Genomic DNA, 21,903 nt, shown 5'->3' on the forward strand with positions numbered 1-21,903 from the left:
AAGTGATACGGGAGCGACAGCAAAAGTGGAGGCGAAAAAAAACCTGCGCATCCGCGCAGGTTGGTGCAAGAGATGAGTACGAAACCGTACTAAGAATTCTCACCAATCAATACCTCTGGGATCTCAACTGTATCAATCTCATTAACATCCTCGCCATCGGACAATCGCAACAGCCTGAGGCAAAGTGTAACCAAAGGTTCAGATTGACATTCTTCAGACATGACTGCGCGTGTAACGATTACACCGCCAGGGTTGTTCTGCGTCACGTTTGTGGAGAGCGGAAATCCGCTCCCCTTGAATGCGCGCCGCTTTTCCGCAACACTATTTGGTGTGTAAACGCTTACCCCCAATAAGAAGGTAATGAATGGCGACAATAAAGGATGTGGCCCGTCTGGCAGGTGTGTCGGTGGCAACCGTCTCCCGTGTGATTAACGACTCCCCAAAAGCCAGTGACGCATCACGCCAGGCGGTACAAAGCGCCATGGAATCCCTGAACTATCATCCCAATGCCAATGCCCGCGCGCTCGCCCAGCAGTCCACAGAAACCATTGGTCTGGTGGTAGGAGATGTCTCCGATCCCTTTTTCGGCGCGATGGTGAAAGCCGTTGAGCAGGTTTCTTATCAGACAGGCAATTTTTTGCTGATCGGCAATGGCTATCATAATGAACAAAAAGAACGCCAGGCCATCGAGCAGCTGATCCGCCACCGCTGCGCGGCGCTGGTAGTACACGCAAAAATGATCCCGGATGCCGAACTAATTCATCTGATGAAGCAGATCCCCGGGATGGTCATCATCAACCGCATTATTCCCGGCTTTGAGAAACGCTGCGTGGCGCTCGACGACCGCTACGGCGCGTGGCTTGCGACCCGTCATCTGATTCAGCAGGGCCACACCCGGATTGGCTATCTCTGTTCAAACCACCCGATTTCTGATGCAGAAGACCGTCTGCAGGGCTACTACGATGCCCTGCGCGAAAACGGACTGCCGTGCAATGACCGCCTGGTGGCCTACGGTGAACCGGATGAGAGCGGCGGTGAACAGGCCATGACCGAGCTGCTGGGTCGCGGACGGAATTTCACGGCGGTTGCCAGCTATAACGACTCCATGGCCGCAGGGGCAATGGGGGTGTTGAACGACAACGGGATTGAGGTACCGGCAGAAATTTCGCTGATTGGCTTCGACGACGTGCTGGTCTCCCGCTACGTGCGCCCGCGCCTGACCACCGTGCGCTACCCGATTATCACCATGGCCACACAGGCCGCCGAGCTGGCGTTAGCGCTGGCGGAACAGCGCCAGCCGCCGGATATTACGCATCTGTTTAGCCCGACGCTGGTTCGTCGTCACTCCGTTGCGTCGCCTGCGGAAGCGCAGAGCGAATAACGGTAGAGGTGGACCCGCGTGTTGGGGTATTCCAGCCCATCACCGATATACTGCCAGCCGTAACGTTCGTAGAAGTCACGGCAGGCAGACCAGAGATGGAGTTCCTCATACCCGGACTGCGCGGCGTAAGCGATAACATGCCGCTGAAGTTCTCCCGCCAGCCCCTTGCCTCGCGCCGCGTCGTCAACGTACAGCGCCGCCAGCCACGGACAGAGATCCTGTCGGGTGATCAAATCGCAGCGCCAGATCCCCACCGTACCAAGAAGCTTTTCGTCCTCAACGGCAATAAACGTCAGCGGTAATTTTCCCGGCGTCTGGCTGCGCTCAACGATGCTGTGGAAAAATTCCCGGGGAAGCCCCTCGCCAAAGGCCTGCCAGATCCAGTCAGTAACCTGCTCAGCATACTGCGGTGCATCGTAAAGCGGGAGGATAACAGTCTTTTTCACGTTTCACCTGCGTATTCTCATTAATGGGCTGGCCTGACGCCTCCAGCTCGTTTTGGCGATTATTTTACCAGAGTCAGACTATTTAGTTTTACTTCAGGCAGGCCAGACAAATCGTTACCGAAAAGCGTGATCGTGGCGGAATTTTTGCGCTTCCCGCATCGCTTATACGGCGTAAGCTCTGTGTTAAACTGCAGATCATTACGTGAAAGCAGGAATGTAGAATGGTAACAATGCTGGATGTCTCACTGCGCGCGGGCGTGTCGAAGGCCACGGTATCGCGCGTGCTGAACGGCACGGGTCAGGTTAAAGAGAGTACGCGTCAGCAGGTGTTTGCGGCGATGGAAGAGCTGGGCTATCGGCCGAACTTTCTCGCGCGCTCGCTGGCTAACCAGACCAGCAACAGCATTGGTCTGGTCGTCTCCACCTTCGACGGCTTTTACTTTGGCCGCCTTCTCCAGCAGGCGTCGCGGCAGACTGAAACCCACGGTAAACAGCTGATCGTCACCGACGGTCACGACGCGCCGGAACAGGAAGAACAGGCGGTGCAGATGCTGGCCGATCGCCAGTGCGATGCCATCGTGCTTTATACGCGCTATATGAGCGAAAAAGCGATCATCAAACTGATGAACACCGTAAAAACACCGCTGGTGGTCATTAACCGTGAAGTGAGCCAGGCGCCGGATCGCTGCGTGTTCTTCGAACAGCAGGATGCCGCGTTTAAAGCCGTGGATTATCTGATTGAACAGGGCCATCGGGAGATCGCCTGTATCACCGTCCCGATCCATACCCCAACCGGAAAAGCGAGGCTGATGGGCTATCGCAAGGCGCTGGAAAAGCACGGCATCCGTCTGGACGAGCGTCGGATAAAGTACGGCGATGCGGGGATGACCGGGGGATACGAGCTGTGCAAGGAATTGATTGCCGACGGTGTATCGTTTAGCGCCCTGTTTGCCTGTAACGACGATATGGCGCTGGGCGCGTCCAAAGCGTTACACCAGGCGGGGCGTAAAATCCCGCAGGATATTTCACTGTTCGGCTTTGACGACGCCCCAAGCGCAAAATGGCTGGAGCCTGCGCTCTCATCGGTTTATCTGCCCATCGACAATATGATTGTCACGGCCATCGATCAGGCGATCCGGCTGGCAAAAAACCAGCCGGTCGATGCCATCCCGCCGTTTACCGGCACGCTGGTCTTACGCGATTCGGTCACGACGGGGCCGTACTTTCATCAGATGAGCTCTAACGCCAGCAGTTCCTGAATGGTCTGGCGGCGGCGGATCAGCCGCGCCTTGCCGTTATCAAACAGCACTTCCGGCAGCAGCGGGCGGCTATTGTAGTTAGAGGACATAGACGCCCCGTAAGCACCGGTGTCGTGCAGCACAAGATAATCACCCGGTTTGACCTCTGGCAGCGCGCGGGTCTCCACTTTGCCGCCCTCCTGCTGGGTAAACACGTCACCCGATTCGCACAGCGGCCCCGCAACGACCGTCTCAACGCGTGGTGCCTGCGATAAATCGCGGCCGTCGGCAGCCAGGGCGGTAATGTGGTGATAGCTGCCGTACATGGACGGACGCATCAGATCGTTAAAGCCTGCGTCAATCAATACAAAGTGGCGAGACCCCATCTCTTTCACGCTGCGCACCTGCGAAACCAGCACGCCGGCTTCCGCCACCAGGAAACGGCCCGGCTCAATTTCCAGTTTTACCGCGTGGCCCAAATGCGCGGCGATTTGATCGCGCGCGGCGCTCCACAGACCGTAATAGTGATCGGTATCAATCGCCTCTTCCCCTTCGCGATAAGGAATGGAGAGACCGCCACCGGCAGAGATCGCCTCCAGATCCTGACCGAAGTCGACAACCTGGCGCACCATCGCGCCGCACACCTGCTCCAGGTGGCCGTAATCGACGCCAGAGCCAATGTGCATATGAATCCCCACCAGCTTCAGGCCGTAGCGCTGTAATACCGCCAGCGCGGCAGGCATATCGGCATACCAGATCCCATGCTTGCTGTTTTCGCCACCGGTATTGGTTTTTTGGCTGTGGCCATGACCAAAGCCCGGGTTCACGCGCAGCCAGACGCGATGGCCGGGTGAAACCTCGCCCAGCTGCTCCAGCATATCCACAGAGCCGGCATTCACCGGGATCTGCAGCTCGTGGACGCGCGCCAGCGTCGCATCGTCGATCACATCGGCGGTAAAGACGATCGCGTCACCGTCGGCTTTCGGATCGTATCCGGCCGCCAGCGCGCGCTCGATTTCGCCGAGTGAAACGGAGTCCACCTTCACGCCCTGCTCACGCATCAGGCGCAGAATGTGGATATTGGAGCAGGCCTTCTGGGCAAAACGCACCACGTCAAACTGATGCAGGGCGGCGATCTTCTCGCGAACGATCTGCGCGTCGTAGACCCACACCGGGCAGCCAAATTCGGCGGGCAGGCGCAGCAGGTTGTCGGCGTTCAAATCGGTATCAGTCTGGTTCAGCGGGCGTGGCATGGTCTTCTCCGGGTAAATGCGTTTTCATGATTACGCCACAGCACAAAGAGAATAAAAAATATCGTTTTATCGCGAGTCTATGCAAAAATGATATGGTCAGTTCTCTGCTTTCAGGTGCCCTATGCCCGCCGTCAATTTACGCCATATCGAGATTTTTCACGCCGTGATGACCACCGGTAATCTCACCGAAGCCGCACAGATGCTGCATACCTCGCAGCCGACGGTGAGCCGCGAGCTGGCACGCTTCGAGAAAGTGCTGGGGTTGAAGCTGTTCGAACGCACCCGGGGCAGGCTTCACCCGACGGTACAAGGGTTACGCCTGTTCGAGGAAGTTCAGCGCTCCTGGTACGGGCTGGATAGAATAGTGAGTGCCGCGGAAAGCCTGCGCGAGTTTCGTCAGGGCGAGCTGTCGATCGTCTGCCTGCCCGTCTTTTCGCAATCCTTTTTGCCGATGCTGCTGCAACCCTTTCTGGCCCGATACCCGGAGGTCAGCCTCACCATCGTGCCTCAGGAATCACCTCTGCTTGAAGAGTGGCTTTCGGCTCAGCGCCATGATTTAGGCCTGACCGAAACCCTCTCCACGCCTGCGGGAACGGCGCGCACGGAGTTGCTCTCGTTAGATGAAGTGTGCGTTCTGCCCGCCGGGCATCGGCTTGCCGGTAAGGCGGTGCTTACACCGGAGGATTTCCACGGGGAAAACTACATCAGCCTGTCGCAGACCGACAGTTATCGACAGCTGCTGGATACGCTGTTTTCCGAGCATCAGGTCAAACGCCGAATGGTGGTAGAAACGCACAGCGCGGCCTCGATTTGTGCGATGGTACGCGCAGGCGTCGGCGTCGCGGTGGTGAATCCGCTCACGGCGCTGGATTATGCGGAAAGTGGGATTGTTGTACGTCGGTTTAGTGTCTCAGTTCCTTTCACCGTTAGCCTAATCCGCCCACTGCATCGTCCGGCATCGGCGCTGGTGGAGGCGTTCAGTGAGCATCTGCAAGGAGGGTTAAGTCTGTTGGCTGACCAGCTAAATAAGATGTTGAATCAGACGCCCCACTGAACAGCGGGCGTCTGAAAACTCAGTTAAAACGTTTCGCGATGGCCGCAACACGCTCGCCGAATTTCACAGCGGTTTGCAGATCGCCACTGGCAATGGCGCCAGCATCAGCATCTGATGGAGACTGCACCAGCAAACCGACTGAACCGCCCAGATTATTAATGTCCTGACGGGTTGCCGCGAGAGTATTTGACGGCGGCAGCCCCAGGCTCACCCATATCCCACCGTGCTGAGAGGCCAGCGTTTGCAGGTATTGCAACGACACCTGCTTATCACCGTTCAGGCTGGCGCTGTTGCTGAAGCCCGCGAAAACTTTGTCCTGCCAGCTACGCACGAACCAGGCTTTTGAGGTCGCATCAGCGAATTTCTTAAACTGCCACGGTACGCTTCCCATGTAGGTTGGCGCGCCAAAAATAATCGCTCTGGCATCGTTAAGTTTTTGCCAGTCGCTTTCCTGAATATCGCCATTGCTGTCAATGGCGATCAGCTCAGCCTGCGCGCCCTCGGCGACTGTTTCAGCAACGCGTTTGGTGTGGCCGTAGCCAGAATAATAGATAACTACAACGCTCATGATAGATCTCCTGATGCAATATTGCCTTGTGAGTCAAACGATTAAGACGACTTTAAAATTGCTCTGCGAGCCCGTTGCCATTTTCGGTTCCCTGGTATCAAATAGAAACCTTACGTCGTTTTATACACGCAAACATTCACGGGCGTAAGAAGGCACCTTTATCTCACCTGGTTACCTCGAGGGAACCACCATGACCCAAACAGCAGTTCTGAAAAAGGAGATGCCTCCTTACAACGTGTTCGATGAACGCTGCCCGACCCGCGGCGTGCTGGCGCGTATCGCCGATAAGTGGGCACTGTTAATTCTTGCGCGCCTTGAGAATGGGCCGATGCGCTTTAGTCATCTTCAACGTGATATTCAGCGAATCACCAAAAAGGTGCTGACCCAGTCTTTACGCAAACTGGAACGTGATGGGCTGGTGTCGCGAAAGATATTCGCCACGGTACCTGTAACCGTCGAGTACAGCCTGACGCCGCTTGGCCAGACGTTAACCGAAACGGTGACTGTACTTGCGCACTGGGTGGAAAATAATATTGATGCCATTGTGGCGGCGCAATCCGCTTATGACGCCGCCAACACGTAAACCTAAACCGGGTGCTCAGGACAACATAAACGCCACGGCATCGGCGGCATGAATTGCAGTGGTATCAAATACCGGGAGAGGGCTTCGCTCGACGGGTACCAGCAAACCAATCTCAGTGCAGCCGAAGATCACCCCTTCGGCCCCCTGCTGCCTAAGTTTATCGATAACGCTGACGTAATACGCGCGGGAAGCTTCGCTGAAGGTACCGAGGCAGAGCTCGTCAAAGATAATCTGATTGATGCGCGCCCGATCTTCTTCATCCGGGATCAGGCTTTCTATCCCAAATTCACTGTGCAAACGTCCACGATAAAAATCCTGCTCCATGGTGTAGCGTGTACCCAAAAGCGCTACGCGGCGCATTCTGGATGCCGCAATCGCACGCCCGGTCGCGTCCGCGATATGCAGAAACGGCAGCGAGCAGCGGTCCTCAATATGCGATGCCACTTTGTGCATGGTATTGGTACACAGCACTATCCCCCTGGCACCGGCACGCTCCAGTCCCAGCGCCGCCTGAGCCAGGATCTCTCCGGCTTTATCCCACTCACCGCTCGACTGGCAGGCTTCGATTTCATGGAAATCAACGCTGTGCAGCAGCAGACTTGCGGAATGCAGACCACCCAGACGCTGCTTTACCCCTTCATTAATCAGGCGGTAATAAGGGATTGTCGATTCCCAGCTCATACCACCTAACAGGCCGATCGTTTTCATCATCCCTCCTTATCTTTGGTCTCTTTTTTAACACAATCGATGCACATAAAAAAAGGCGCTCTATTGAGCGCCTTTTTAAACTGCAGATTTTATTTCGCCACCGGCTCTGGCGGCGAAGTACGGGTGTGCATCGCCTCGCGCAGTAACACGCTACCGCAGGCAAACAGGCCCCCAAGAAGCGCCGCCAGAACGACAATCAGAGCCTTGCCCGGGCCATCCTTTTTCACCGGCATGGAGGGTGAAAGCTGGTACCTGAATGGCTCAAGTTTAACATCGGCAAAGGAGAGATTTTTCAGCTGTGCCAGGTAGTATTCCCGGTTCTGAAAGTCCGCATTCAGTTCAGTCACGTCCTTCAGATTTTTTTCAATCTTCAGTTTTTGCGCGATACCGTCAGCACCGAGCGCAACGGAATAATCCGGGTCATCCTTTACGGCCTGCCCGTTGCTGTAGACCGGCTTCTTGATACCGGCGGCATTCGCCACTTCCAGGGAATAATTCAGTCGCTGCAGGTTGGTATTGTGAACATTGGTCAGACGAACACGATCCAGTTCCAGCTGCTGCTCAACAACGTTCGTTTTCAGGGCGATCTGGTTGCGGATATTCTGCACCGTCTCTTTTTCGACGATAGCCACGATATAATTGATATACCCTTCCAAAACGGTTTGCGCATCGCCTGCTGTTGGCGCAGTGAAGCTCAATGTCCAGGAGACAAAAGGCACTTTATCCGCGCCTTTTCCCTGATCGTCATTCACCGCTTTCATTCTGTCTGAGATGTTGACTATCGCGCGATGCAGATCGAGCGGATCCACCTCAACACCTTTAAGCTGCGATATCACATAAGGAGAGGATTTCATGTACTCTTCGAGCAATGACTGCGACTGAAACTTTTTAATAAAGAGATCAAAAATTTCTGGACGGGTAATTTTCACGTCCACGTCAAGCACCTGCAGCGCAACCAGCATCTGGCGCAGCGGATTCCACTGCGACTGTTCTGCCGGGGTGATCACCGCTTTACTGGTCCATTTCTGCGGCAGTAAAAATGAAACGACCAGCCCCACCAGCGCGAAAGCAAAGACGATGGCGACGATACGTTTTTTCGCCGCCAGAAGGACCTCAAAAAGTCCCAGAAGATCGATCTCTTTTGCGCTTACAGCCGGGCCGGCATAACGGGGAAAGTCGAGGTCCGTGCTTTTTTTGAAATCCATTTCTGACATAGTGATTCTTCTTTTTCCGGATGCAACGCATCTCTTAACATTGATGGCGGTGGTCCGATAATACATCAACATAAGAAAAATCCTAATGCCTGTTCCCTCTCTGTGTCTACTCCCTACCAGAGTTAGTGGTGATCTTAGTCACATTTTTATTGTGATTAAGCCACCTTTCCCTTTCCAGTTACGACACGTATTAAAACCTTCTGACGGGCAAAAAATCACCCGCCGATGTTCCGCAGTTTCTCTCCAGCCATCAGCTTGCGCTCGATGTGTTCCAGCGTCACGCCTTTGGTTTCCGGGATCAGCCAGAACGTGACGCCAATAAATGCCACATTCAGTACCGTATAGAGCCAGAACGTTCCCGCTGCGCCAATCGCGTCCAGCAGCGTCAGGAACGTCGCACCGATGATCATGTTAGATACCCAGTTGGTTGTCGTGGAACAGGTGATGCCAAAGTCACGGCATTTGAGCGGCTGAATTTCGGAGCACAGGATCCACACCACGGGCGCGGCGCTCATCGCGTAGCCTGCGATGCACATCATGGTCATCCCGACAGAAAGCCAGGAAAGTCCGCTTGACGCCGTGCCGTTATCAAATTGCATCAGGCAGTAACCGAGGATCAGCGTGCCGAGCGCCATCACGCTAAAGCCAATCTTCAGCGCAGGTTTACGGCCGGCTTTGTCCACGGTGAATACGGCAATAAAGGTGGCGAACATGAAGGTCAGCCCGACCACCAGGGTGGCGATCATCTGCTGTTCCGTGGTGGTGAACCCGGCCATTTTGAAAATGCGCGGCGCGTAGTACATGATGATGTTCATGCCGGTGAACTGCTGCATCGCCTGCAGCAACATGCCGAGAAAGACCGCCCGGCGCACGTTGCGGTTGATCTTAAATAGCGCCCAGCCACCCTGCTTCAGCTTCAGGCTTTCGCGGATCTCGTTCAGCTCTTCGCGCGCTTTCTCCGAGGTATCGCGCAGCATGCGCAGGACCTCTTCTGCCTCCACGTGGCGCCCTTTTTGCGCCAGCCAGCGCGGACTGTTCGGCAGGAAAATCACTAAGACAATCAGCACCACCGCTGGCAGCGCCAGCACGCCGAGCATTGCGCGCCAGTTGCCGCTGTAGCTGAAGTACGTGTCAGACAGGAACGCCAGCACAATACCCAGCGTGACCATCAGTTGATACATGCTGATCATCTTGCCGCGCACGTTTTCACTCGCCATTTCGGAGAGATAAAGCGGCGCTGTGTAGGAGGCAATCCCCACCGCCACGCCCAGCAGCACGCGGGAAAGCAGCAGCACTTCTACGTTTGTCGCAAACGCGGAGCCGATCGACCCCGCGACGAACAGAATCGCCCCGACCATCAGGCTGTATTTGCGCCCCAGGCGGAACGATAGCCAGCCGTTAAACAGCGCCCCGATGGCTGCGCCGAGCATCATGCTGCTCACCACCCACTCCTGCAGACGGTTACTGAGGGTAAAGTGATCGGTAATAAACGGCAGCGCTCCGGCAATGACGCCGATATCCAGTCCAAATAACAGGCCTGCCACGGCGGCGGCAATGGAGACAAACTGGTTCATGCGCCGGGTATCACGCAGCCCAGCGGGCATTAGGGTAGAGTCATTGATAGATGTCATATTTTTCCTGCCTCAACAGCAAAATTCGTTAACTGAAATTACGAGAAAGCGAGGAAAAGTGTCAGGCGGGAATTCGTGAAGATATGGATTATTTCGCTATGGCATCGCGATCTGTGATGGACATTACAATTTCAACTAATACTGAAATAGCCACGTTTTTTATTAATTACCTAATATTTAAGCAATAAAAATGTGATACGCGTCATTCGTGAATTCTCAGTATGGATTTTTCATCTTATGTCATATGGATAATGGTAATTTTTAGCCAAAAAAAACCTCCACCCGAGGGCAGAGGTTCGTCATGCAGGTGGAATTAACGCGCCAGCCAGCCGCCATCGACCGCCACGGTGTAACCGTTGATGTAATCCGATGCCGACGAGGCCAGAAAGACCACCGGCCCCATCAGATCGCGCGGAAGCCCCCAGCGCCCCGCCGGAATGCGGTCGAGAATTTCCGCGCTACGCTGCTCGTCTGCACGCAGCTGCTGGGTGTTGTTGGTCGCCATGTAGCCCGGCGCAATGGCATTCACATTGATGTTGTGCTTCGCCCACTCGTTTGCCAGAAGGCGGGTCACGCCCATCACGGCGCTTTTGGACGCGGTGTAAGACGGCACGCGGATACCGCCCTGGAACGAGAGCATGGAGGCAATATTCACGATCTTGCCGCCGTTCCCCTGCGCGATAAAGTGCTTTGCCGCCGCCTGGGACATAAAAAATACGCTCTTGATGTTCAAATCCATCACGTCGTCCCAGTCGCGCTCGCTGAAGCTGATCGCATCTTCGCGGCGAATCAGCCCGGCATTGTTGACCAGAATGTCGATATGACCGAATTCCGCCACCGCGCGATCCAGCAGTTCAGGAATGGCATCGATTTTACGCAGGTCGGCGGTCAGGCTCAGGAAACGGCGACCCAGCGCCGTCACGCGTTCGATGGTTTCCGTCGGTTCAACGATATTAATCCCGACGATATCGCAGCCCGCTTCCGCCAGGCCTAACGCCATCCCCTGACCCAGCCCGGTATCACATCCGGAAACCACCGCCACTTTCCCCTGCAGAGAGAATGCATCCAGAATCATGTTTATTCCTTACTCTTTCAGAGCCTGTCACTCACAGGCAGGTTTATGCTTCACTGCCCGCGACTAGCGCAGATCGCTGACCGCAACATGGTCCATATCATCAAAGACCTGGTTTTCGCCCACCATTCCCCAGATAAAGGTGTAGGCTTTTGTCCCAACGCCGGAGTGAATAGACCAGCTCGGCGAAATCACCGCCTGCTCGTTGTGCATCACGATATGGCGCGTTTCCTGCGGCTGTCCCATCATGTGGAACACACAGGCGTCCTCATCCATGTTGAAGTAGAAGTAGACTTCCATGCGGCGCTCGTGGGTATGGCACGGCATGGTGTTCCACAGATTCCCTGGCGCAAGCTCGGTCAACCCCATGCTGAGCTGACAGGTCTCCAGCACGTCCGGCACGAAGTATTTATTGATGGTGCGGCGGTTGCTGGTGAGGTTGTCGCCCAGCGTCACGGGCGCGACGTCTGCCGTGGTCACTTTTTTGGTTGGACAGGTGGTGTGAGCCGGCGCGCAGTTGTAGTAAAACTTCGCAGGCTTGCTGGCGTCGATGCTGGCAAAGACCACGTCTTTCGCCCCTTTACCTACGTACAGTGCCTCGCGATGGCCAATCTCATAGCACTGTCCGTCTACGGTGATGGTGCCCGGTCCGCCAATGTTAATCACCCCCAGCTCGCGACGCTCGAGGAAATAATTCACGCCCAGCTGTTTACCGACCTCGCCGCCCACGTAGACGGTTTTCGTGACGGGCATAATGCCGCCCACAATAATGCGGTCGATATGGCTGTAAACCATGGTGTACCTGTCGGCCTCGAATATCTGCTCGACTAAAAATGCCTTGCGCAGCCCCTGAGTATCCAGCGTTTTGGCGTGCGCGCTGTGGATGCTTTCTCTGACGTCCACGGTAACCTCCAGATGTGGTCATGCCCGAAGGCGGGAAGTAAAACGAAACAGCGTTCCGTTTTTCATAATAAGCACATACTATCGGCATAAAGTGAGCTTTTCAATTACATTTAAAACAACGTTTCATTTTTTATTTTTGTTTATAACGGAAATGATGTTCGGATCACAATTAAACCGACGGGAGAAAAAGGGCACAAAAAAACCTCCCGGAGGAGGTCTTTTCAATGAGGAAAGGTTAGCGTTCGATGGCCAACGCCACCCCTTGCCCGCCGCCGATACAGAGCGTGGCAATCCCTTTGCGGGCATTGCGCTTTTTCATTTCGTGGACCAGCGAAACCAGGATCCGGCAGCCTGACGCCCCAATCGGGTGCCCCAGCGCGATCGCCCCACCGTTCACGTTAACCCGCAGCGGATCCCACTCCAGCATTTTTCCGACGGAGATCGCCTGCGCGGCGTAGGCTTCGTTCACTTCGATCAGATCCACATCCGAAAGCTGCCACCCGGCACGCTCCAGACAGCGGCGGGTCGCGTAGACCGGTGCGATCCCCATTAACGCAGGATCAACCCCCACGCTGGCGAACGCCTTAATCCGGGCCAGCACGGGGAGATCGAGTTTAAGGGCTTTGCTTTCGCTCATCATCATCACGGCGGCAGCGCCGTCGTTAATGGAAGAGGCATTTCCCGCCGTCACCGAGCCCTGCATTTCAAACGCAGGATTCAGCCTCGCCAGCCCTTCAGCACTGGCGTCGGTGCGCGGCTGTTCATCGGTATCCACGACAATAAACTCACCGCTCTGACGCTGCGTGCTGACAGGGACAATTTCGTCGCGAAAACGACCGGAATCAATCGCCGCACGCGCTTTTTGCTGCGAGCTCAGCGCGTAGGCATCCTGCACTTCACGGCTGATGCCGTACTCGCGCGCCAGGTTTTCCGCCGTCACGCCCATATGATAGTCATTGAACGCATCCCACAGCCCGTCATGCACCAGGCTGTCGAGCAGCTGACTGTTGCCCAGCTGTGCGCCGGTACGGCTGTCGGTCAACACGTGCGGCGCGCGGCTCATATTCTCCTGCCCGCCCGCAATGATCACGTCCGCTTCACCACACTGAATGGCCTGCGTCGCGAGATGCAGCGCTTTTAATCCTGAGCCACAGACGTCGTTAATGGTGATGGCGGAGACGGTATTGGGCAGCCCGCCCTTCAGCGCCGCCTGACGCGCAGGGTTTTGCCCGGCACCGGCCGTGAGGACCTGTCCCAGGATCACCTCATCAACTTCATGTGCTGCGATCCCGCTACGTTCCACCAGCGCTTTCACCACCACGCTCCCCAGGTCAACCGCCGAGTGACGCGCAAGCGCTCCCTGAAAACAGCCGATAGCTGTACGCAACGCACCCACTATTACGACATCTTTCATCACGACCTCTGTGTTAAATGACATGACGATAGTAGAGGATTGTTACTGGCAATTATCTTAATTGTTTAAAAATAGTGAGTTTAATCACAAGGATCAGCGTGCATCCTGCAGATACTGCCGCAGCCAGCTTCCGGCAACGCCGGGAGGGGATCGCTTATTCCACAGCAGATCGATGCCGATCGCCCGCGGCCAGCCGGGAACATTGAGCTGTACCAGGGATTTCGCGGCGGCAAACTCATCTACCAGCGCGCACGGCAAGACGCACCAGCCAAATCCCTGAACCGCCATACTCAAGAGTAACAGGTAATTCGGGGCTGACCAGACGGGCCCGCGCGCGATCTCAGCCTCGCGCTCCAGATAGGTGCTCAGCCGCAGCTCTCGCCAGCCGTGGAGCTCGTCACGCTGAACGTCATGTTGTCCGGCCAGCGGATGCGTGGTTGCGACATAGATCGCCATGCGGGTCTGCATCGGCAGCCGTATAGCGCCGATATCCGTAGGATAACCGTCTCGCGCTTCGGTGAGGCCAACCTGCGCGCGCTCCTTTTGCAGCAGATCGATCACGTCCTCCTCCTCGCCAATCAGACATTCGAATTCCGTATGGGGAAAGCGCGCGTCAAACTGTTTCATCATCTCTTCCAGCACGTCCGGGTTAAGGGTATCGGAAAGGACAAACGTCAGACGCGCCTCCGTTTGCGCCGTTAACGACACCGCCAGCTCGTCCAGCCGCGTGCTGGCGGCCAGGATGGCCTGCACGTAGCCCAGCACCTGTTCCCCCTGGGCCGTTAACACCGGCTGGCGCGCCGAGCGGTCAAACAGCTCGAAACCGAGATCGGCTTCAAGATTGGCAATGGACGTGCTGATCGTCGACTGGCTTTTACGCAGCCGGCGGGCGGCCGCAGAAAAAGAGCCCTCCGCAACGGTCTCGACAAATGCGTTAAGGGCTTCGGGTGAATAGCGCATAACCTATCTACTTTAACGATGGATACTATCTTTAATATATCAGCTTTTGCGATGAAAATAGGCCACATCAACGCCTATACCGGCGAATTAATGAGGTCTGTGATTATGCAACATCAGGATGCACTCCAACGTAAACTGCCGGAGCGGATCTTTCATGCTGTCTGTTTTGAAGGGATTGCGACGGCGATCCTCGCCCCTACGGCGGCGTGGCTCATGCAGCGTTCCGTGGTGGAGATGGGTGGGTTGACCATTATTCTGGCCACCACCGCCATGCTGTGGAACATTATTTATAACTTCGGCTTCGACCGTTTCTGGCCGGTTCAGCGCGTCAAACGTACGGCAAAAGTGCGTGCGCTGCATGCGCTGGGGTTTGAATGCGGGTTTATTGTGATTGGCGTGTCGATTGTCGCCGCCGTGCTGGGCGTCACCCTGCTTCAGGCATTCACGCTGGAAATAGGTTTCTTCCTGTTCTTCCTGCCGTACACCATGTTCTACAACTGGGCATACGATTGCCTTCGCGATAAATTTCTTAAGCGTCGCCAGCAACGGCGCGCCCTGGCAGGCTAAACCACCTCTGGCCGGACGCCCGTTCCGGCCAAACTCCTTCGAAGCAACTGCGCTCTCCGTGCATAACTATGGTAAATTGCACTCCATTCCGATGGTTTGATAGTTGATACGTTGCTCTAATGTCGAAAATTTGGTCAAAAGATGAGACTCTCTGGAGTTTCGCTCTCTACGGCACGGCCGTGGGCGCAGGAACGCTGTTTTTGCCCATTCAACTGGGCTCAGCAGGCGCTATCGTCCTGTTTATTACTGCCCTCGTGGCCTACCCCTTAACCTACTGGCCGCACCGGGCGCTGGCGCAATTTATCCTGTCGTCCAAAACAAAAGGCAACGAAGGGATCACCGGCGCCGTGTCGCACTACTACGGCAGGAAGATTGGCAATCTGATCACCACGCTCTATTTCATCGCCTTCTTTGTGGTGGTGCAGATTTATGCGGTGGCCATCACCAACTCACTCACGGAACAGCTGGCGAAACACCTGACGGTGGATACCGCCGTTCGCGTGCTGGTCAGCCTGGGGGTGGTGCTGGTCCTGAATCTGATCTTCCTGATGGGACGGCATATCACGATAAAAGTGATGGGCTTCCTGGTGTTTCCGCTGATTGCCTACTTCCTTTTTGTCTCGCTCTATCTGATCGGCAGCTGGCAACCTTCGCTGCTGACCAGCCAGATGGCCGTCGATCGCCATACGCTGCACCAGGTCTGGATTTCGATTCCGGTGATGGTGTTTGCGTTCAGCCATACCCCGATTATCTCCACATTTGCCGTTGATCGTCGCGAGAAATTTGCCGACGGCGCAATGGATAAATGCAAGAAAATCATGAAGGTGGCGTACCTGATTATCTGCCTGAGCGTGCTGTTCTTTGTCTTCAGCTGCCTGCTCTCTATTCCACCGTCGTACATTGTGACCGCCAAAGAGCAAGGGGTGACGATCCTGTCCGCGCTGTCGATGATGCCTTCTTCACCGGCGTGGTTGGGGATTTCCGGGATTATCGTGGCGATTATTGCGATGTCGAAATCGTTCCTCGGCACCTATTTTGGGGTGATTGAAGGGGCAACGGAAATCGTGAAGTCGTCGCTCAATCAGGTGGGCGTGAAAAAGAGCCGCGCCTTTAACCGCGCGATATCCATTATGGGGGTGTCGTTAATCACCTTTGCCGTCTGCTGCATTAACCCGAACGCCATTTCGATGATTTACGCCATCAGCGGCCCGCTTATCGCCATGATCCTGTTTATCATGCCGACGCTGTCGACGTATCTGATCCCCTCCCTGAAACAGTACCGTTCCATTGGCAACCTGCTGACGCTGATCGTCGGGGTGCTGTGCGTGTCGGTGATGTTTGTCGGCTAATCTCCTTTGATGCCCGGCGCTCTGCCGGGCATGTCATTCAGTCTCGTCCCGTGACGTCCAGCGGAAAAGGTCTGTCCTGCACCACCGTTTTCATCACCAGCGTAGAGCGAAGATGCTGCACGCCAGGCATGGCGGAAAGCTTCTCGTCATAGAGCTTCTGGAAAGCGGAGAGGTCGCGGGTCACGACGTGCATCAGATAATCGGGATCGCCAAACAGACGCTGCGCCAGCACGATCTGCGGAATTTCCTCCACCGCCGCTTCAAACGCGCTAACCGCCTTTCGGTCCCCCTCTTTCAGCGTCGCAAAGACGATCGCCAGGAAGTTAAACCCCATTTTAGCCGGATCCAGGCTGGCACGATATCCCGTTATGGCCCCGCTTTGCTCCAGCGCCCGCACGCGACGATGGCAGGGTGAGAGGCTCAGATTAACCCGCTCAGCCAGCTCGGTAAGCGACAGGCGTCCATCAGACTGGAGCGCCGCAAGAATTTTTCGATCGATGCTGTCCATTTGGAAGATTTTCTCAATTTCACCGTGTTATCAGCATAACATTGAAAGCCTATTTCGCAGGGTTAACGATATTCTTTTTCGCAACGTTTAACGCACTGCGGGAGTTTTCAGAACGATGGAAATGAGTATTGTGGCCGGCTTTTGGGTGGTTTCGTTTCTGCTCATCATGACGCCAGGCGCCGACTGGGCCTACGCCATTAGCGCCGGGATTAACGGGCGACGCGTGGTACCGGCGGTGATGGGGCTGATGTCCGGGCATCTGTTAGCCACGCTGATTGTGGTGGCTGGCGTGGGGGTCGTGATTGCTCAACATCCGCTGGCGTTGACCGGGCTGACCGTGGCTGGCGCTCTGTATCTCATGTGGCTTGGCATAATGTTGCTGCGTCACCCTGCCGCACCGGAAAAGGCCACCCACCACGCGGGAAGCTGGAAACAGTGGGCGGTGAAAGGACTCTGCATTAGCGGCCTAAACCCAAAAGTGTTTTTACTGTTCCTGGCGCTGCTTCCTCAGTTTACGGACCCGACCGGAAGCTGGTCGATAGCGATGCAGATGTCCGCGCTTGGGATGATGCACCTTATCACCTGTACGCTGGTCTATCTGCTGGTGGGGTATGGTTCGAAAGCGGTACTGGCGACCCGACCACAGGCGGCGCGTCTGGTAAGCATGGCATCAGGAGGGATCATGGTGCTGATCGCGATGGTATTGCTTTTTGAGCAGGTGAGATAAAAAAACACCGGCCATCGCCGGTGTTATTTACGCCCGAATATCGTCATATTCCCGCGTTTTATCAAACTCATGTTTCGCGAACGGGCACAGCGGAATAATTTTGCGGTTCTCACCGCGCATCTTCTCCACCACTTTCGCCACCAGCTGTTTACCGACCCCCTGCCCTTTCAGGCTCTCATCCACATCGGTATGCTCAATGATGCTCAGGTGCTCGCCGGTCGGCACGAAGACAATCTCCGCGACCTGGTTACCGTTCGCATCATTCACGTAAAACTTGTTATGGCCTTCCAGAATTTCCATGGTTCCTCGCTTATTTTTGGCGATACTTCAGCGCACCGCTCGGGCAGGTATCAATCACGCGGACAACCGTTTCAACGTCCACTTCATCGGGAATAATCCACGGCTTACGTTTCAGATTAAACAGCTTTGCGCTGCCACGCACGCAGTTACCGGAGTGTTTGCAGATCCCGGTGTTGAAGTAAACGTCAATTTTCTCGCCGGTATAGGCCCGGTAACCCGCATCCAGTAGCTCTTTATCCATGACATTGCCTCTGTAATTATTATCGTGCTGAATGAAGAATAGCCTGACGGGATCCTGATGGCTATAACGCCGAAAACGAAAAGCCAGGTCACAACTCTTTTCTTGCCAGATTGCGTCCGCTATTTGCCCATGTCAGGCTCGGCAAATGTCACTTTTACATAACATCCGCAGGTTGAATGAAACGCAGACTCTCTTTTCAGGTAAAGCTGTTTTTAGCGCTGGTGTGCTTCTCTTGCCTGCTGTTAGTTCTGCTGGGAACGATCCTGTTTCATTTTATTGACCGGCAGCTCCATCACGATCTCGGTCAGCGTGCCCGGGTTCAGGCCAGCCAGATCGCGCTGATGCCGGGTCTGGCGGCAATGGTTGCGGCCAGAGATATCCCCGGTATCGCCCGGTTAATTCAGCCGCTGCGCGCCGAAAGCGATGCCAGCTACATTGTGATTGGCGATACCGAGGAACAGCACCTCTATCATTCGGAATCCCCGGAGCGTATTAATTTACCGATGATCGGCGGGGACAATGCGGAGGTGTTAAAGGGTAAAACCATTATTTCCGTGCGTCAGGGTGGGATTGGCGTGTCGCTACGCAGCAAAGCCCCCATCTTCAACGCGCAGCACCAGGTGATCGGTATTGTCTCGGTCGGCTATCTGACCTCCTATATAGCCAATATTAATGCCCGCATTCTCTGGCAGTCCGGGCTGTACGGCGCGGGTCTTCTTCTGCTGCTGTTTATGTTCTCCTGGCTGTTTACTCGCAATCTCAAAAAACAGATGTTCCGACTGGAGCCGAAAGATATCGCTCAGCTGGTTTTGCAGCAGCGCGCGCTATTAGAAGCCATGTATGAGGGGGTATTTGCCGTCAATGAAGAGAAGCAGCTGATTTTAATTAACCGCGCCGCACGAGAAATGCTGGATATTCGGCAAAGTGAGAAAGAACTTATCGGCAAACCGCTGGAAGACGTTCTGCAGACGTCGCCGGGCTTTTTATCCCAGCGCTACGCCTCGGTGAGCAGTGGTAGCCACGACCAGATTGCCGTGCTGAACCAGCGGGAGGTGATCGTCAACCGCGTCGCGATTGAGGTCGAACCGGGCGTTGAAAGCGGCTGGGTGTACAGCTTTCGCGACAAAAATGACATTAACACGCTCAGCAGCCAGCTCAGTCAGATCAAGCGCTATGCGGATAACCTGCGCATTATGCGCCACGAGCAGCTGAACTGGACCGCCACACTGGTGGGATTACTGCAGATGAAACACTATGACGAGGCGATCCGTTACATCCAGGTACAGTCCGAAGGCGCGCAGCGCGTGCTGGATTTTGTCTCCGCCCGCTTTTCCTCTCCCGCGCTGTGTGGTCTGCTGTTAGGAAAATACGTCAGCGCGCGCGAGAAAGGGATCGAGCTGTTGTTTGACCCCGCCTGCCAGCTCACCCGCATGCCTGCCACGCTCAACGAAACGGAGCTGATGTCGGTTATTGGTAATCTGCTGGATAACGCGGTGGACGCGACCCTTAAGGCACCGGTACCCGCGCCGGTGGAGCTCTACATTTCTGACCGTAACCAGGAGCTGCTGATCGAGGTGGCTGACCGGGGCTGCGGGGTGGAGGATGCGATGAAGCCGCATATATTCCGCCAGGGATTCAGCAGCAAACCGGACAGCGAAAACGACATTGTGGGTACCGAGCACGGTATTGGCCTGTTTCTGGTGGCAGGATATATCGACAAGGCCGGCGGCAGTATTGAGATTGCCGACAACACGCCACAAGGGACTATTTTTTCTGTGTTTATTCCGAATGGGCAAAAGCATGACCCGAGCACTTGATGTTGTGATCGTTGAAGATGAGCCGCACCTGGCGGAGCTACATCGCGAGTATATCGAGCAGAATTTTCATTTGCGCGTGGTGGGCATCGCCGCGTCGATTGAGCAGGCATGCCGCCTGATTCGTCAGCATCAGCCGCGGCTTATCCTGCTGGACAACTATCTTCCGGACGGTAAAGGCGTGGAGCTCATCGATAACCCGCTGCTGAAAAGCTACGAATGCTCGGTGATCTTCATCACCGCCGCCAGCGATATGCAAACCTGCAGCCACGCCATGCGCAGCGGCGCGTTTGACTACCTCATCAAGCCCGTCTTTTTCCAGCGCCTGCACGCCTCGCTGGAGCGGTTTATGCGCTTCATCCACACCGTGCAGCAGGTGAAGGTGGTCGACCAGCATGCGCTGGATCGCCTGTTTAATCTGCCTGCCGCGGAGTCCTCAGCTACGCCGTCCACGAAGGGTATTGAGCCCCAGACGCTGGAACGCATTAAACGCCTGTTCGCCGAACATCCCGACAATGCGATGTCGGTTGAGGAGGTGGTGGAAAACGTGGGGATCAGCAAAACCACGGGGCGCCGCTATCTTGAATACTGCGTGGAGAGCGGGTTTATCAGCGTCGAAATGCTGTATGGCAATATTGGTCATCCACGCCGGTTATACCGCAAAGCCCCTGATAAACCGTAATCCAGAACCGTTCGTAAGCTAACGTTCGCGGATTTTATGGTGTTAATTGCTGAAACGACGGCGACAATCACACTTCGGAATCATTCCCCGCTCCCCCCTATTGTGGGTGGAGCCCGATACGCTATGTTGACAATTAGTTCCTCAAATGTAACTAAAAGGTTAACTATAATGTCGAACACGTTCCGAATTTCTCTGCTTACCGCTACTGTACTGTTCTCTGCTTCTGCACTCTCTACCCTGCCGCAGGGGTATCCTGCTGAGTATCAAAAAGTTGTTGATGCCGCCACGAAAGAAGGCAAGGTTGTCATCTATTCCACCACCGACATCAAAGCCGCCGGACCGCTGATCCAGGGCTTCGAAAAAACCTACCCGGGCATTAAAGTCGAATACAACGACATGAACAGCACCGAGCTGTACAACCGTTTCATCAGCGAACAGGCTTCCGGCGGCGTGAGCGGTGACGTGGTCTGGAGCTCCTCGATGGACACCGGCCTGAAGCTCGCCACCGACTACGCCATGGAGTACAAATCTCCGGAGCAAAGCCAGCTGCCGAAATGGGCGGTCTGGAAAGATAAGGCCTACGGCACCACCTATGAGCCGGTGGTCTTTATCTACAACAAGCGTCTGATCCCGGCCGGTGACGTGCCGGATTCTCACGCCGCGCTGGCGAAGCTGATTGCCAGCCAGACGGACAAATTCAAGAACAAAGTCACCACCTACGATATCGAAAAATCGGGTCTGGGCTTTATGCTCTCGGTGCAGGATCACAACGCCGATCCGAACTACTTTAAGACCCTGGCCGACGTCGCCAAAGGTGGCCTGTCGGTGCAGTCGTCTACCGGCACCATGATGGAGCGCGTCTCCTCCGGTGAAAACCTGATCGGCTTCAACATCCTCGGTTCTTATGCGGAAGCGCGTGCGAAGAACGATCCGTCGCTCGGCATCTCCTATCCGAAGGATTACACCCTGGTGCTGTCGCGCGTGTCGTTCATCAGCCAGCAGGCGCAAAACGGCAATGCCGCAAAACTGTGGCTGGACTACGTGCTGTCTGAACAAGGGCAAAACATTCTGGCCAATCAGGCGGACATCCCCTCCATTCGTAACGATATCGAAGGCAAGAACGATATCGACGGCCTGACCAAAATCCTCGGCAACGCGCTGAAGCCGATCCCGGTTGATGAAACCCTGCTGGAATACCTGCAGCCGAAAAAACGCCTCGAGTACATCAAAGAGTGGCGTACCGCCGCCGGTAAATAAGCATCTGAGCGCGGCGCTGGTCGCCGCGCTTCC

General features: G+C 55.4%; 23 protein-coding genes. 10 read left to right on the forward strand and 13 right to left on the reverse strand.

What is annotated here, in order from left to right; translation table 11 throughout:
• Positions 1–364 precede the first annotated feature (364 nt).
• Entirely contained in the window at positions 365–1,381 is a 1,017-nt protein-coding gene (galR, locus tag ACDO57_RS19255) for an HTH-type transcriptional regulator GalR (RefSeq protein WP_048990698.1), read from the forward strand.
• Here the strand turns inward: galR and ACDO57_RS19260 are convergent.
• Positions 1,342–1,827: a GNAT family N-acetyltransferase gene (locus tag ACDO57_RS19260; RefSeq protein WP_370884444.1), complete on the reverse strand. Its 486-nt coding sequence runs from the start codon at positions 1,825–1,827 to the stop codon at positions 1,342–1,344. The genes galR and ACDO57_RS19260 overlap by 40 nt on opposite strands.
• Positions 1,828–2,048: 221 nt before the next feature.
• On the opposite strand from ACDO57_RS19260, the gene ACDO57_RS19265 reads away from it, so the two are divergent.
• Complete coding sequence (locus ACDO57_RS19265; protein ID WP_032648146.1) at positions 2,049–3,086, forward strand: LacI family DNA-binding transcriptional regulator; 1,038 nt, start codon at positions 2,049–2,051, stop codon at positions 3,084–3,086.
• Here the strand turns inward: ACDO57_RS19265 and lysA are convergent.
• On the reverse strand, positions 3,056–4,318 hold the full coding sequence (gene lysA, locus ACDO57_RS19270; RefSeq protein ID WP_024909307.1) for a diaminopimelate decarboxylase: 1,263 nt from the start codon (positions 4,316–4,318) through the stop codon (positions 3,056–3,058). The genes ACDO57_RS19265 and lysA overlap by 31 nt on opposite strands.
• Before the next feature lie 121 nt (positions 4,319–4,439).
• Here lysA and ACDO57_RS19275 point away from each other — a divergent pair, with 121 nt between their 5' ends.
• Positions 4,440–5,372 carry a LysR family transcriptional regulator gene (locus tag ACDO57_RS19275; RefSeq protein ID WP_267215571.1) on the forward strand — a complete coding sequence of 311 codons (933 nt, stop codon included), beginning with the start codon at positions 4,440–4,442 and terminating at the stop codon, positions 5,370–5,372.
• 19 nt (positions 5,373–5,391) lie between these two features.
• Here ACDO57_RS19275 and ACDO57_RS19280 read toward each other — a convergent pair whose 3' ends face one another.
• A complete protein-coding gene (locus ACDO57_RS19280) occupies positions 5,392–5,940 on the reverse strand; it encodes a flavodoxin family protein (protein ID WP_032645441.1) in 549 nt (182 codons plus the stop codon).
• Positions 5,941–6,130: 190 nt separating this feature from the next.
• Between ACDO57_RS19280 and ACDO57_RS19285 the strand changes: the two genes are divergently transcribed.
• Positions 6,131–6,523: a helix-turn-helix domain-containing protein gene (locus ACDO57_RS19285; RefSeq protein ID WP_073961475.1), complete on the forward strand. Its 393-nt coding sequence runs from the start codon at positions 6,131–6,133 to the stop codon at positions 6,521–6,523.
• A gap of 15 nt (positions 6,524–6,538) precedes the next feature.
• Here ACDO57_RS19285 and ACDO57_RS19290 read toward each other — a convergent pair whose 3' ends face one another.
• The 7 genes from ACDO57_RS19290 to ACDO57_RS19320 all read right to left on the reverse strand — a co-directional run bounded on the left by ACDO57_RS19290 (position 6,539) and on the right by ACDO57_RS19320 (position 14,425).
• Positions 6,539–7,231 (reverse strand): aspartate/glutamate racemase, encoded by a 693-nt coding sequence (locus tag ACDO57_RS19290; RefSeq protein ID WP_370884460.1) that lies wholly within the window; start codon positions 7,229–7,231, stop codon positions 6,539–6,541.
• A gap of 89 nt (positions 7,232–7,320) precedes the next feature.
• Positions 7,321–8,445: an LPS O-antigen length regulator Wzz(fepE) gene (wzz(fepE), locus tag ACDO57_RS19295; protein ID WP_370884445.1), complete on the reverse strand. Its 1,125-nt coding sequence runs from the start codon at positions 8,443–8,445 to the stop codon at positions 7,321–7,323.
• A 215-nt stretch (positions 8,446–8,660) separates the two neighbouring features.
• Positions 8,661–10,076, reverse strand: coding sequence for a sugar porter family MFS transporter (locus ACDO57_RS19300; RefSeq protein WP_048990714.1), 1,416 nt, complete (start codon positions 10,074–10,076; stop codon positions 8,661–8,663).
• 313 nt (positions 10,077–10,389) lie between these two features.
• Positions 10,390–11,151: a 2-dehydro-3-deoxy-D-gluconate 5-dehydrogenase KduD gene (gene kduD / locus ACDO57_RS19305; RefSeq protein ID WP_370884446.1), complete on the reverse strand. Its 762-nt coding sequence runs from the start codon at positions 11,149–11,151 to the stop codon at positions 10,390–10,392.
• 63 nt (positions 11,152–11,214) lie between these two features.
• On the reverse strand, positions 11,215–12,051 hold the full coding sequence (kduI, locus tag ACDO57_RS19310) for a 5-dehydro-4-deoxy-D-glucuronate isomerase (protein WP_370884447.1): 837 nt from the start codon (positions 12,049–12,051) through the stop codon (positions 11,215–11,217).
• A gap of 235 nt (positions 12,052–12,286) precedes the next feature.
• On the reverse strand, positions 12,287–13,465 hold the full coding sequence (locus ACDO57_RS19315; RefSeq protein WP_370884448.1) for an acetyl-CoA C-acetyltransferase: 1,179 nt from the start codon (positions 13,463–13,465) through the stop codon (positions 12,287–12,289).
• A 93-nt stretch (positions 13,466–13,558) separates the two neighbouring features.
• Positions 13,559–14,425: a LysR family transcriptional regulator gene (locus ACDO57_RS19320; protein WP_370884449.1), complete on the reverse strand. Its 867-nt coding sequence runs from the start codon at positions 14,423–14,425 to the stop codon at positions 13,559–13,561.
• Between the two features lie 105 nt (positions 14,426–14,530).
• Here ACDO57_RS19320 and ACDO57_RS19325 point away from each other — a divergent pair, with 105 nt between their 5' ends.
• Together ACDO57_RS19325 and ACDO57_RS19330 are read left to right on the forward strand one after the other, a co-directional pair.
• Entirely contained in the window at positions 14,531–14,992 is a 462-nt protein-coding gene (locus ACDO57_RS19325; protein ID WP_024909318.1) for a multidrug/biocide efflux PACE transporter, read from the forward strand.
• A gap of 119 nt (positions 14,993–15,111) precedes the next feature.
• On the forward strand, positions 15,112–16,341 hold the full coding sequence (locus ACDO57_RS19330) for an amino acid permease (protein WP_024909319.1): 1,230 nt from the start codon (positions 15,112–15,114) through the stop codon (positions 16,339–16,341).
• 37 nt (positions 16,342–16,378) lie between these two features.
• Here the strand turns inward: ACDO57_RS19330 and ACDO57_RS19335 are convergent, their stop codons facing one another.
• Complete coding sequence (locus ACDO57_RS19335) at positions 16,379–16,849, reverse strand: Lrp/AsnC family transcriptional regulator (protein WP_090418540.1); 471 nt, start codon at positions 16,847–16,849, stop codon at positions 16,379–16,381.
• 115 nt (positions 16,850–16,964) lie between these two features.
• Here ACDO57_RS19335 and ACDO57_RS19340 point away from each other — a divergent pair, with 115 nt between their 5' ends.
• Positions 16,965–17,576 (forward strand): LysE family translocator, encoded by a 612-nt coding sequence (locus ACDO57_RS19340; RefSeq protein WP_370884450.1) that lies wholly within the window; start codon positions 16,965–16,967, stop codon positions 17,574–17,576.
• A gap of 27 nt (positions 17,577–17,603) precedes the next feature.
• Here the strand turns inward: ACDO57_RS19340 and ACDO57_RS19345 are convergent, their stop codons facing one another.
• Positions 17,604–17,876: a GNAT family N-acetyltransferase gene (locus tag ACDO57_RS19345; protein ID WP_032664303.1), complete on the reverse strand. Its 273-nt coding sequence runs from the start codon at positions 17,874–17,876 to the stop codon at positions 17,604–17,606.
• Positions 17,877–17,886: 10 nt separating this feature from the next.
• Entirely contained in the window at positions 17,887–18,117 is a 231-nt protein-coding gene (yjdI, locus tag ACDO57_RS19350; protein ID WP_008499689.1) for a 4Fe-4S mono-cluster protein YjdI, read from the reverse strand.
• Between the two features lie 176 nt (positions 18,118–18,293).
• On the opposite strand from yjdI, the gene ACDO57_RS19355 reads away from it, so the two are divergent.
• From ACDO57_RS19355 to ACDO57_RS19365, 3 genes are all read left to right on the forward strand, one after another.
• Positions 18,294–19,934 carry an ATP-binding protein gene (locus ACDO57_RS19355; RefSeq protein WP_370884451.1) on the forward strand — a complete coding sequence of 547 codons (1,641 nt, stop codon included), beginning with the start codon at positions 18,294–18,296 and terminating at the stop codon, positions 19,932–19,934.
• On the forward strand, positions 19,918–20,613 hold the full coding sequence (locus ACDO57_RS19360) for a response regulator (RefSeq protein WP_370884452.1): 696 nt from the start codon (positions 19,918–19,920) through the stop codon (positions 20,611–20,613). The genes ACDO57_RS19355 and ACDO57_RS19360 overlap by 17 nt, the downstream gene beginning before the upstream one ends.
• 168 nt (positions 20,614–20,781) lie before the next feature.
• A complete protein-coding gene (locus ACDO57_RS19365; RefSeq protein ID WP_370884453.1) occupies positions 20,782–21,870 on the forward strand; it encodes an ABC transporter substrate-binding protein in 1,089 nt (362 codons plus the stop codon).
• Positions 21,871–21,903: the final 33 nt, after the last annotated feature.

The sequence above is a fragment of the Enterobacter cloacae complex sp. 2015409 genome, assembly GCF_041365315.1.
Classification (GTDB): Bacteria; Pseudomonadota; Gammaproteobacteria; order Enterobacterales; family Enterobacteriaceae; genus Enterobacter; species Enterobacter pseudoroggenkampii.